This is a genomic window from Micromonospora sp. NPDC049107 (assembly GCF_040648595.1).
Classification (GTDB): Bacteria; Actinomycetota; Actinomycetes; order Mycobacteriales; family Micromonosporaceae; genus Micromonospora.
This window is the reverse complement of the sequence record NZ_JBEZEC010000006.1, coordinates 360020-371319: the sequence shown is the minus strand read 5'-3', so window position 1 is coordinate 371319 and position 11300 is coordinate 360020. Positions and strand designations below refer to the sequence as shown.

At 73.5% G+C, this 11300-nt stretch carries 13 protein-coding genes; 8 read left to right on the top strand and 5 right to left on the bottom strand.

Going from position 1 to position 11300, the window contains the following annotated elements:
* Positions 1 to 12 precede the first annotated feature (12 nt).
* Together AB0B55_RS17540 and AB0B55_RS17535 are read left to right on the top strand one after the other, a co-directional pair.
* Complete coding sequence (locus tag AB0B55_RS17540) at positions 13 to 636, top strand: ABC transporter ATP-binding protein (RefSeq protein WP_355049939.1); 624 nt, start codon at positions 13 to 15, stop codon at positions 634 to 636.
* Positions 633 to 2063, top strand: a complete 1431-nt coding sequence (locus AB0B55_RS17535; RefSeq protein WP_357172207.1) for a DUF6297 family protein — start codon at positions 633 to 635, stop codon at positions 2061 to 2063. Before AB0B55_RS17540 ends, AB0B55_RS17535 begins: the two co-directional genes overlap by 4 nt.
* Positions 2064 to 2074: 11 nt before the next feature.
* On the opposite strand, the gene AB0B55_RS17530 is transcribed toward AB0B55_RS17535, so the two are convergent.
* Both AB0B55_RS17530 and AB0B55_RS17525 read right to left on the bottom strand, forming a co-directional pair.
* Complete coding sequence (locus AB0B55_RS17530) at positions 2075 to 3106, bottom strand: PHB depolymerase family esterase (protein ID WP_357172205.1); 1032 nt, start codon at positions 3104 to 3106, stop codon at positions 2075 to 2077.
* 245 nt (positions 3107 to 3351) lie between these two features.
* Positions 3352 to 4068, bottom strand: coding sequence for an SDR family oxidoreductase (locus tag AB0B55_RS17525; RefSeq protein ID WP_357121662.1), 717 nt, complete (start codon positions 4066 to 4068; stop codon positions 3352 to 3354).
* Between the two features lie 70 nt (positions 4069 to 4138).
* Here AB0B55_RS17525 and AB0B55_RS17520 point away from each other — a divergent pair, with 70 nt between their 5' ends.
* Entirely contained in the window at positions 4139 to 4954 is an 816-nt protein-coding gene (locus AB0B55_RS17520) for a helix-turn-helix transcriptional regulator (protein WP_357121659.1), read from the top strand.
* A gap of 29 nt (positions 4955 to 4983) precedes the next feature.
* Here AB0B55_RS17520 and AB0B55_RS17515 read toward each other — a convergent pair whose 3' ends face one another.
* Together AB0B55_RS17515 and AB0B55_RS17510 are read right to left on the bottom strand one after the other, a co-directional pair.
* A complete protein-coding gene (locus AB0B55_RS17515) occupies positions 4984 to 5586 on the bottom strand; it encodes an MBL fold metallo-hydrolase (RefSeq protein WP_357121656.1) in 603 nt (200 codons plus the stop codon).
* 54 nt (positions 5587 to 5640) lie between these two features.
* Entirely contained in the window at positions 5641 to 6249 is a 609-nt protein-coding gene (locus tag AB0B55_RS17510) for a hypothetical protein (protein ID WP_357121653.1), read from the bottom strand.
* Positions 6250 to 6412: 163 nt separating this feature from the next.
* Here AB0B55_RS17510 and AB0B55_RS17505 point away from each other — a divergent pair, with 163 nt between their 5' ends.
* The 3 genes from AB0B55_RS17505 (at position 6413) to AB0B55_RS17495 (ending at position 8851) form a co-directional block, all read left to right on the top strand.
* On the top strand, positions 6413 to 7504 hold the full coding sequence (locus AB0B55_RS17505) for a hypothetical protein (RefSeq protein WP_357121650.1): 1092 nt from the start codon (positions 6413 to 6415) through the stop codon (positions 7502 to 7504).
* Positions 7505 to 7580: 76 nt separating this feature from the next.
* Positions 7581 to 8444, top strand: coding sequence for a pentapeptide repeat-containing protein (locus AB0B55_RS17500; protein ID WP_357172203.1), 864 nt, complete (start codon positions 7581 to 7583; stop codon positions 8442 to 8444).
* Positions 8445 to 8608: 164 nt separating this feature from the next.
* Positions 8609 to 8851, top strand: a complete 243-nt coding sequence (locus AB0B55_RS17495; RefSeq protein ID WP_357121644.1) for a preprotein translocase YidC — start codon at positions 8609 to 8611, stop codon at positions 8849 to 8851.
* Here AB0B55_RS17495 and rnhA read toward each other — a convergent pair.
* Entirely contained in the window at positions 8848 to 9321 is a 474-nt protein-coding gene (gene rnhA, locus AB0B55_RS17490; protein ID WP_357172202.1) for a ribonuclease HI, read from the bottom strand. The two genes, AB0B55_RS17495 and rnhA, sit on opposite strands and share 4 nt — an antisense overlap.
* Before the next feature lie 83 nt (positions 9322 to 9404).
* Here rnhA and AB0B55_RS17485 point away from each other — a divergent pair, with 83 nt between their 5' ends.
* Positions 9405 to 10133, top strand: a complete 729-nt coding sequence (locus AB0B55_RS17485) for a tyrosine-protein phosphatase (protein ID WP_357172200.1) — start codon at positions 9405 to 9407, stop codon at positions 10131 to 10133.
* Between the two features lie 56 nt (positions 10134 to 10189).
* On the top strand, positions 10190 to 11299 hold the full coding sequence (locus tag AB0B55_RS17480) for a serine hydrolase domain-containing protein (protein ID WP_357121636.1): 1110 nt from the start codon (positions 10190 to 10192) through the stop codon (positions 11297 to 11299).
* Position 11300 lies beyond the last annotated feature (1 nt).

Sequence of the window (11300 nt, the reverse complement as noted above, 5' to 3'; positions counted from 1 at the left end):
CTGGGAGAGTGTGTGACCGTGGACGCTCTCTCGGTGCGGGGACTCAGCCGCAACTTCGGCAACCTGGTCGTGCTCGACGATGTGACCTTCACGCTGCCGCCGGGCCGGATCGCGGTGGTGCTGGGCCCCAACGGCAGCGGCAAGACCACTCTGCTGCGCTGCGTGGTGGGCGCCGACCGGCCGGACGCGGGCGAGGTGCGGGTGCACGGGTACCGGGCCGACGAGACCGACCCGCAGGTGCGCTCGCTGGTGGCCGCCGCCCTGGACGACATCGACTTCTTCCCCGACCTGTCCGTGGTCGAGCACCTGGAGCTGGTCGCGTACGCCCACGGGGGCAACGCCGAGCCGGTCGAGGAGGTGCTCACCGAGCTGGGCCTGGAACCGGCCCGTGATCAACTCCCGGTCACCCTGTCCAGCGGGCAGCGCCGCCGGCTCGCGCTGGCGTCCTGCTTCGTCCGGCCGCGTCGGGTGCTCATCCTCGACGAGCCGGAACAGCGCCTCGACGTCGCCGGACGGCAGTGGCTCGCCGACCGGCTGCGGCGCGAACGCGACGCCGGCACCACCGTGCTGATGGCCTCGCACGACCCGGAGTTGATCGACGCGGTCGTGGACGAGCGGATCGAGATCGGCCGGTGACGGCCGCGCCGACCACGATCGCCGAAGCGCCCGCCGGGCTGCCCACGGCCCGACAGGTCCGTACGCACCTGCGCCGCGCCCGCCGCCGCCACCACGAGCACTCGCTCGGCGATGTGCTGGGCGACGCCTACGTCATGGTGCTGTTCGTGGGCATGTACGGCTGGTTCGCGATCAGCGCCAGTCGCAACATGCTGGACTCCCCCACGGTGGGCCAGGCCGAGCCGGGGGTGCGGTGGTGGCTGGCCCTCGCCGCGCTGCTCGCCGGCGCCGGGCTCGTCTGGCGCGGCCTGCGCGCGTTCGGCCCGCTGCTGGTCACCCCGGCCACCCAGAGCTGGGTGACCAGCGCGCCGATCGATCGGCGGGCCTGGCTGGCGCCGCGCCTCGCGGTCCTGGTGGCGGGCGCGGCGGTGGGCACGGCCGCGCTCGGGGTGGCCGTAGCGGCGCTCGGCGGTGTCAGCGACCCGGCGACCCTGGGCTGGGCGGCCGCCGCCGGCGCGGGATGGGGCGCCGCCACGCTGGCGTTCAGCGTCGTCGCCCAGAGCAGCCGGACGGGACGGCGGTGGCCGGCCCTGGCCGGCGCGGTCCCGATGGTGGCCGCGGCGGTCATCACCGCCGTCGTGGTGCTCATCGGCCGCCTCGGCGAGGGACTGCCCCGGCCGTCGTCGACGCCGACCATCGCGCTGGTCGCCGTCGCCGTGCCGCTCGCGGTCGTCGCCACGGTGTTGGCGGTACGCGCGCTGCCCGTCGTCGACCGGGCCACCCTGACCACCGGCGCGCAGTTCGCCAACGCCGCCGCCACGGCCACGATCCTGCTCGACCCGAGCCTGCTGACCGGCCTGGTGGAGAGCCGTCGTTGGCGGCGGGTCGGCCGGGTCCGCAGCAGCCGGTTCCTGCCCGGTCCGGGCTGGTGGGCGTTGCTCCAGGCGGACGTCCGACGACTGCGCCGGCACCCCAGCGCGCTGCTGATCTGGGCGGGTCTCGTCGGTGTCCAGTACGCCGCCGCGCTCGCCCTGCCCGGCCTGGCCGGGGCCGCGCAGGTGGTGTTCGCCTATCTCGCCGTCAACCGGCTCACCGGCGGGCTGCGCGCGGTCAGCCGGTCGGCCGGACTGCGCCGGGCGCTCGGCGGCAGCGACGCCCTCCTGCGCGGCGTCCACGTGGTGGTGCCGGCGATCGGCGCGGGCCTGTGGTGGCTGCTGACCCTGCCGAGCCTGCCCAGCGTCGACGCCGGCCCGACCTGGCTCGCGCCGACGCTGGTGCTCGGGGTGGTGGCCGCCGCCTTCCGGGCCGGCACCCGCCCGCCGATCGACTACGGCGGCGCGACGGTCAACACGCCGTTCGGAATGGTCCCGGTCGACCTGCTGCGGCAGGGTTCCCGGGGGCCGGCGCTGCTCGCCGTGGTCGTCCTGCTCCAGCTGTTCCTGGGCTGAGGCCGTCGCCGTCAGCCGTCCAGACGGCGGACCATGTTCATGATCGTTTCGAGCTGGGCGCCGCCCTTGATCGGGAAGTTGGTCGCGCCCAGGTAGCCCCACCAGTCCCAGCAGCCGTTGGGGTTGCTCAGCGCCGTGCCGGCCTGCGGATAGAGCACGACCAGGTTGTTGGTGTCCGCGTACTGGTTGAGGTTGGCCCGGTCGACGAACGCCGTACCCACCGACCCGGCCCCCTGCACACAGCCGTGCAGCGCGACCAGCAGCCGGCACGACTGGCCGACCGCGCACGCCGACGGGACGTACGCGTAGCCGTTGGCGTCCATGCTCAACCCGTTGGCCCAGCCGTTGACGGCGAACGTGTTCTGGTCGAAGCGCACGAGCGTGCCGCCCAGCGCTCCCGTGTTGCGCGCGTTGACTCCGCCGAGCAGTTTGCGCAGCAGGGCGTTCTGCGGATCGGTGCCGCAGTCGTTCAGGTAGGGCGACGCGGTCGCCGTACATCCCAGCGTGCCGTACGGGGTTACCCACGCGTGACCGGCGGCCGAGCCGCTGTCGTACTGCACGCTGGCGCCGAAGCGCTGGTAGTAGCGGACCAGGTCGTCGGTGACGGACTTCTTGACGGCGGTGTCGTTGTTGCCGTGGAACACGTACACCGGGTCACCGGAGAGGTTGCCGACCGGGTCGATCCAGCCGTACGACGCCCAGGTGCGGGTGTACGTCTCCAGCGCCGACACGTTCGTCGGGTAGATGTTGTCACCGCAGCCGTAGAGCGCCTGGGCGACGGTGTTCTGGGAGCAGTAGTAGGGCCCGGCGGCGAAGACGGCCGCGCCCCGGATCCGGGACGAGTAGGCGACGTGCAGCTGGGTGGCCAGGTAGCCACCGGAGGACACCCCGGCCACGTACACCCCGGAGATGTTGTAGCTGCCCAGCGACCCGGACACCGGGGTCGTGGTGGCGGGGGTGGCGGCCTGGGCGGGGGCCGCGACGGTCAGGATCAGCAGCAGGACGGCGGTCAGGGCGGTGACGGCTCTGCGCGGTGTGGTCATGGACGCTCTCCTCGGCAGCGCCGGCGGGGGCGTCGACGCGCGCCGAAGCTACCGTGACGTGGACCACACCCGACATGAGCCCGACCGACACGCTTGTCGATGCCGGTGTGTGCGCGGCCCACCCACGAGGGTCGTGGCGACGCGCCTGCCGAGGTTCCATCCGGGCCCTGTCGAGCTGCCCCGGAAATGGGGCATCAGGACCCCCGCGCGGACGGCGTCGGCGAGCGGGCGGCGGCGCCAATGACTCACCAGGGCACGGGCGTTCCGTCCCAGGAGAAGAAGCCACCGGTGGGGCCGTCGTCCGGCAGCAGGGCCAGGCGGAGGGCGCCCTGCGCGGCCTCGGCCGGGTCACCGCCGGCAGCGGCGGCCCGAGGGTTGAGATCGGTGGCCCGCAGGCCGGGGGCGAGCGCGTTGACCTTGAAGCCGTCCTCCGCCAGCGTCTGGGCGTACAGGACGGTGAGGGCATTGAGAGCGGCCTTGGACGACCGGTAGGCGGCGGCGGCCCCGCTTCCCGGGGTGAACTGGGGGTTGGGGGTGGTGCTCCAGGTCAGCGACGCGGTGCCGCTGGAGATGTTGACGATGCGCGGACTCGGGGACCGGCGCAGGGCGGGCAGGAAGGCATTGGTCACTGTCACCACCCCGAACACGTTGGTCTCGTAGGTGCGCCGGTACTCCTCGACGCCGGTGCCGGTCGGCGGATCGAGGGACGGCGAGATGCCGGCGTTGTTGACCAGTACGTCCAAGCCGTCGATCTGAGCCGCGGCCTCGGCGGCGGCGTCGGGATCGGTCACGTCCAGGATCAGCAGACGGGCTCCGGCTCCGATCTCCTCGACGGCCCGCTGCCCGCGCCCGGGGTCACGGGAGCCCACGTACACGGTGAGACCCTCGGCCGCGAGCAGTCGGGCGATATCCTTGCCGATGCCCTTGTTGGCACCGGTGACCAGAGCTGTGCGTTCATCCATGACGCGAGTCTTCCCTGGTCGGGGGGTGCTCTGTCAGGGACAGCCGGTACCAGGCAGTTCAGGAGGCGACATGGCGAGGCAGGAGCTGGCGCACTACCTGCGGGACCGCCGGGCGGCCCTGCGTCCGGGCGATATCGGCCTGGCGGTGACGGGCACCGACCGCCGCACGCCGGGTCTGCGCCGCGAAGAGGTGGCGGAGCTCGCCCACATGTCGGTCGACTACTACACGCGGCTGGAGCAGGCGCGGGGGCCGCGGCCGTCGGCCCGGATCCTGGACGCGCTGGCCCGCGCGCTGCGGCTCACGCCGGCCGAGCGCAGCCACCTGTTCCGCCTGGCCGGTTCGAGCGCGCCACCTGGCGTCAGCGCCGTGCGGCGGGTGCGCCCGCACGTGGCCCGGATGCTGGAGCGGCTGCCGGAGACCGCTGCCATCGTCACGGACGCGGCGTACGACGTTGTCACCTGGAATCCGCTGGCCCGAGCACTGCTCGGCGCCGACCCTGGAGGCGGGACGACGAACCTGGCCCGACGCCGTTTCCTGGGCCAGGGGCAGATGTACGAGAGCTCCAGCGCCGAGGAGTTCGGGCACATCGTGGTGGCGCGGCTGCGCCGCGCCGCGGACCGCTACCCGCGTGACGCGCAGCTGGCCGCGCTGCTGGCCGAACTGCACGCCGGCAGTGCGGAGTTCCGGCAGATCTGGGCGGCGCGTCCGGTCCACGCTCCCGGGCATCGCACCAAGACCCTGGACCATCCAGCGGCCGGTGCGCTGCGGTTGAACTGCGACGTCCTGCTCGTGCCCGAGGATGACCAGGAAGTCGTCCTGATGACGGCCGACCCCGGATCACCTGCTGCGCGGGCCCTGCGCGGGCTGGCCACGCAGGCGACCTGAAACGAAGGACGCGCGGACGGCCGCGTCGCTCAGGCGGTGTCGCCCGGGGCGAGGTGGCGGTAGCCGGGGATGGTCTCGGCGAACCAGCCGGCCACACTTGCCAGGCCACGATCGTTGAGCTGCGCGTCGTGAATGGGGTACGCGGCCTCGGCGCGCACCGCGCGGGCGAAGCGGATCGCCTCGTCGAGGCGGAGCCACGACCCCTGGGCGGGCACGAGCAGGGTGCGCACCGGCTCGTCCGGCACGTGCACCGAGTCGCCCGGGTGGTAGAGCCCGTCACCGACCAGATAGCCGAGGTTGGGACAGTCGGGCTGACCCTCGTGGATCACGGCGTGCCGGCCGCCGTGGGCGCTCACCGGGATGCCCGCGGCGGTGAAGCGCTGCCCCGGACGTACCCGGGTGACCGGCAGCGGGGCGAGGTCGGGCAGCCGGGCCCCCTCGGGGGCGTACACCGGCACGCCGAGCCCGGCCAGCCGCAGCACGTCCACGTGGTCGGTGTGCTCGTGAGTGACCAGGACGGCGTCCGCGCCGACCAGCGCGCGCGGCTCGCTCCAGGTGCCCGGGTCGATCACCAGCACCGCGCCGTCCTGCTCGACGCGGACGCAGGAGTGCGTGAATCGGGTGATCCGCATCCGCCGACGGTACCCGCGCCCTCGCCCAGGAGTTGACCGTCGACGGCAGCACCGTCACCGCCGCCGCCCCGGTGACATGCGGACGATGTAAAGGAACTGCGCTCCGAACGCCGCGAGCGCGACCGCCACCCCGGCGACGACCATCAGCCAGTGCCAGCCCCCGACCATGCCGAGCACCAGGGCCACGCCCGACCCGACCAGTGCCGCGTTGACCGCGCCCACGAGCGCGGCCGTGGTGAGCAGGAACTCCCAGCGCCCGGGCCGGGTGCCCACCAGCATCCGCGCCGTATCCGCGCTGTCGTCGGACGCCACGGCGTCGGCGAAGAAGTCGTGCTCACTGGCGAGACGGTGGTGGTAGTAGGCGCGGATGCGCTGGATGCGCTTCATGTCCAGCGAGTTCTCCACGGTGGTCTCCACCAACCGCAGGAACGTCAGCCCGCCGATGATCACCAGGGTCGGCAGCACCGCGCCCAGATAGGGCCGCACCACCTGGTCGTTGCCGGCGGCGAAGCCGAGACCGATCAGGGCCGCCGACAGCACGGACAGGAAGATCGTGGCACGCCCGGTGGCCTCGTCGATCGTGCCGGCGCGGGACGTCTGCAGGGCGTAGTGCTCGGTGTTGAGGACGCTCAGCAGCGCCTTCTCGCGTTCCGCGTCGTCCACACCGTCACCTTCCGCGCTCGCCCGACTCCGATACCGTCACCCTACGAGTGGCACAGCGGGCCCGACCGACGAAACGACCGGTCGCGAACGGGACAGCGAGCGGCAAAGCCGGCACGTATCCTCCGCATCTCGGCGGGCATGGGCCACGACGGAAGGGGACCGGATGCCCAAGTGGGCGGGGCGGGGCCGCCAGCGACGCGCCTTCGTGGTCGGTGGGCCGTTGCTCGGTGTCGCGCTGGTGATGCTGGTGGCCGCCTGGCGCAGTGCCGGCTTCCTCAGCGACCTGCTGCTCAACCTCGGGTCCAGCGTCGTGCTCGCGGCCATCTCGTACGTCATCTTCGATCCGCTGTTCGAAGAGGCCCGCAAAGCCCGGGTGCAGGAGCACCTGAGCTTCGACCAGGCGGCGTTCGTGACGCGCCTGCGCCGCTCGGCGCGCCGGGTCCGCATCCTCGACACCTGGACGATCCTGCTGGAGCAGCGGCACCGCGAGGAGACCTTCGACGCCGTACGCGCGGCGCTCAGCAACGGCGCCCACGTCCAACTGCTCCTGCTCGATCCCGACTGCACGGCCGCGCAGCAACGCTCCGAGGAGTTGGAGCGGCAACGGGTGGACGTGCCGCGCCAGATCCGTACCAACCTGCGGCACCTCGCCGCGTTCTCCGACGGCCTCGATCCGGCGGTGCGACACCGGTTACAGGTACGGCTCTACGACGCGTCCCCGTCGATCCAGCTCTACCAGTGGGACAGTCGGGCGCTGATCTCGTTCTTCCCGATCGGGAAGCTGTCGTTCAACGTGCCCCAGCTCGAGGTCGACATGGACAGCCCGTGGGGCGGATTCGTGCACTCCCGCTTCGAGGAGCTGTGGGAGCACCAGCGGGAGACCTCGAACCTGGACCAGTACTGGTCGGTGACCGTGACTCTGCGCCACGAGGACTCCGACGTCGTCGAAGTGCGCGTGCCCTACGTGACGGTGGAGGGGCAGCACTACGTCGACTGCCGGGCGTTCCGGGTGACCGGCCCGCTGACCGTGCGCGCCGTCCTGCCGCCCCGCCCGGGAGCGATGCCAGCGGTGTTCGCGCTGGCTGAGCCGGCCGACGGCGACCGGACGCCGGCCGCCGTCGTGGCCCGGCACTTCGACCAGAAGTACGGGCACGGCGACGGGCAGCGGGCAGTTCGCCGACTGGTGCCGCCGCCGGAGGGTCCGCGTACCCCCGTTCCTCGTGCCGCGGCGGCCGGCGACACGCACGGAGGGTGACCCGGCTTCGACTCGTCGGGTGCCGGGCGGGACACTGGTGACCGCCCGCGTGCCACCGACCAGGAGGAGTGTGCCCGTGCCGCCCAGCCCCGGGCCGACGCCGCTGCGGGCCGACTGCGCGCGCTGCTTCGGGTTGTGCTGCGTGGTGCCGGCCTTCGCCGCGTCGGCCGACTTCGCCATCGACAAGCCGGCCGGGCGGGCCTGCCCGAACCTGCGCCCGGACCACCGCTGCGGCATCCACCCGGAGCTGCGGGAGCGCGGATTCGCGGGCTGCACCGTCTTCGACTGCTTCGGCGCGGGGCAGCAGGTCGCGCAGGTCACCTTCGGTGGGCGGGACTGGCGGGACGCTCCGGAGACCCTGCCGGCGATGGCCGAGGCGTTCCGGGTGCTGCGTCCGCTGCACGAACTGCTCTGGTATCTCACCGAGGCGCTGTCGCTGGGCCCCTCGGCCGGGTTGCGCGCCGAGCTGGACCGCGCCCGCGTCGAGATCACCGGGCTCACCGAGGGCGATCCGACTCGCCTGCGCGCGGTGGACGTCGACGCGCACCGGGCCCGGGTCAACCCGCTGCTGTCGCGCGCCAGCGACGCGGCGCGCGCTCCCGGGGGCATCGACCGGCGGGGCGCGCACCTCTTCGGCGTGGACCTGCGTCGGACGGCCCTGCGCCGGGCCAATCTGCGCGGCGCGCTGCTGATCGGCGCCGACCTGCGCGGCGTGGACCTCACGCTGGCCGATGTCACGGGTGCGGACCTGCGCGGGGCCGACCTGCGCGGCGCGGACCTGCGGACGACGCTGTTCCTGCACCAGGCGCAGCTCGACGCCGCGCGTGGTGACGCGCGCACGGCCCTGCCGGCGACGCTGATCCGGCCGCCGCACTGGACGGCGCTCGCGCTCACCCCGGTGCGCGCCCCGGCTGCGAGCCGCCGTGGGCGGCGGCGCTGACGACGGTACGAGGTCCGCGTCCGCCGGCCGATCCCCCGCCGGCCGGACACCCCGTCGCCGACAACCCCGGCCGCCGAGCCGGCAGCGGCCGGCGGACGAGGTTTCGTGGGTGACCCGCCGGGTAGCCACCGCCGACGCGGACCGGCACCGACGGGAGGCACGGCGTGGGCTACCGAAAGCGCGACGGTGAGCTGCCGGGCGACCCGCAGCACAGCGAGGACGAGGCCGGCCAGGTGCCGTTGGTGCAGGTCGAGACGGACACCGAGGTCCCCGCGCCGGCCGACACCGACGAGCGGCCGGACATCGTGACCGAGGGCGACAATTCGGGTGTCGCCGGGGGCTCGTCCGGCAGCAGCGGCGGCGGGTCGAGCATGCCGGGACACCCCGACGCGACCCGCCGGGGCTAGCGGCTCGCCAGCGCCGCGCGCGCCTCGGTCATGCCCTTGTTGGCCAGACCGTCCGCGCGCTCGTTCTCCGGGTGGCCGTTGTGCCCCTTGACCCACAGCCAGGTGACCTCGTGGCGCTCGCAGGCCGCCTCCAACCGCTGCCACAGGTCGGCGTTCTTCACCGGCTGCTTCGCGGCGGTCCGCCAGCCGTTGCGCTTCCACGACGCCAGCCAGCTCGTGATGCCGTTGCGCACGTACGTGCTGTCGGTGTGCAACTCGACGGTGACCGGCCGGTTCAGGCTCTCCAACGCCTGGATGGCCGCCATCAGCTCCATCCGGTTGTTGGTCGTCGGCGTGGCCTCGCCGCCGCACAGCTCGCGCTCGTGGTCGCCGTAGCGCAGCAGCGCCCCCCAGCCGCCCGGCCCGGGGTTGCCACTGCACGCCCCGTCGGTCCAGATCTGCACGCCCCTGCCGGCCGCCACGTCCACCATGGCAGGCAACCTACCGGGCGGCGACCGTGCGCCGGCCGTTCGGGGGCCGGCGCGGCGACATCGAAGGCACTAGGGTCGGCCGGATGGAGCGGCACGTGGCGTTCGACCATCTACACAACTTCCGCGATCTCGGCGGTTACCGCACCGACGACGGGCGTACGGTCCGCTGGCGGCTGCTCTACCGCTCGGACTCGCTGGGCAAGCTGGCGGGCGCCGACCTGGACCGTTTCCACGCCCTCGGCGTCGGCACGGTGATCGACCTGCGATATCCGTCGGAAATCGCGGCACGGGGTCGCGCGCCGCAGGTTGACGGGTTGGCCTGGCACAACCTCAGCGTGGAGCACCGCCCCTACAACCAGGCCACGATCGACCCGACGGTGGATCCGTGGCGCTACCTCGCCGACCGGTACGCCGAGGTCGCCGAGGACGGGGTCGCCGAGCTGCGCCAGGCGTTGGAGGTGATCGCCGCCGCCGAGGCACCGCTGGTCTTCCACTGCGCGTCCGGCAAGGACCGCACCGGCCTGCTGGCCGCGCTGCTGCTCGCCCTGCTCGGCGTCGACGAGGAGCAGACCGCCGCCGACTTCGCGCTCACCGAGCTGGCCACCGCGCGCCTCATCGCCGACTGGAAGGCGCTGAACCCCGACCGTGAGCTGCTCTGGCCCGGGTACGGTCGCGCGCCCGAGGCCATCATCCGGCACTTCCTGGCCGATCTGACTGACGCGTACGGATCGGTTGTCGGTTACGCCACCGACCGGCTCGGCGTGGACGAGGCGTTGACCGCCCGGCTGCGTGACCGCCTCCTCACCGGGTAGGACGGTCGCCGAAAATCGCGCGCCGACCGTGGCCCGGTCTGTCAGAGTCGACCGTCGTGGACGGAAACTGGGACGGCCTGCGAGCCGACGTATTAAGCACGATCGACGAGCTGATTGCCGCCGGGCGGGAGTCCGGGGTGCAGGTCGCCGCTTACCTCGACGGCGAGCCGATCCTCGAGGTGCACGCCGGGGCCGCCGACCGGGCCACCGGCCGGGCACTCGCCGCCGACACCCCGATCTGGAGCGTGTCGACCGGCAAGGCCCTCACCGCCACCGTGGTGCACGTGCTGGTCGAGCGTGGCGAGCTGGACTACGACCTGCGGATCGTCGACGTGTGGCCGGAGTTCGGCCGGCACGGCAAGGACGGGGTCACCCTGCGGCACGCGCTCACCCACACCGCGGGTGTGCCCGCCCTGCCGGTGGACGTGACGCCGGAGGACTTCACCGACTGGGACCGGATGTGCGCGATCGTGGCCGACGCCGAGCCGATCGCCGCGCCGGGCGCGGTGAAGGCGTACCACGCGTGGACGTTCGGCTGGCTGGTCGGTGAGGTGGTGCGCCGGGTGACGGGCCGGCGCGTCTCGGCGGTGCTCGCCGAGGACGTGGCCGGGCCGCTCGGCGTCGCGGACGAGCTGTACCTCGCGGTACCGGCCGCCGACCTGGACCGGCTGGCCCGGGTCGAGGACCGCAACCTGTCGGCGCTGTTCGACTTCGCGAGCGCCAACCTGCCGAACTTCGACCGGGTCGCCCCGCCCGGCGTCCGTCCAGGCGCGCAGGTCGGCGGCCGGGCCGACGTCCTCACCGCCGAGGTGCCGGCGACCGGCACCATGACCGCCCGCGCCGCGGCGCGGATGCTCGCCGCCCTGATCGGTGAGGTGGACGGCGTCCGGCTGATCTCGCCGACCCGGCTCCGGGCCGTGACGACGCCGGACGGGCCGCCCGGCCCGGAGTGGGTGTTCGGGCAGGAGACGACCTGGGGCCTCGGGTACGCGGTGGACGACGACGGCTCGTTCGGCGCGGCCGGCAGCGGCGGCAGCCTCGCGTACGCGTACCCGGAGCTGGGGTTGACGGTCGCGGCGACGAAGACCCTGCTGGGGGCCGGCGACGGTGACCCGATGGAGGACCTGCGGGTGCTGATTCGCGACGCGGTGTCGGCCCGACGCTGAC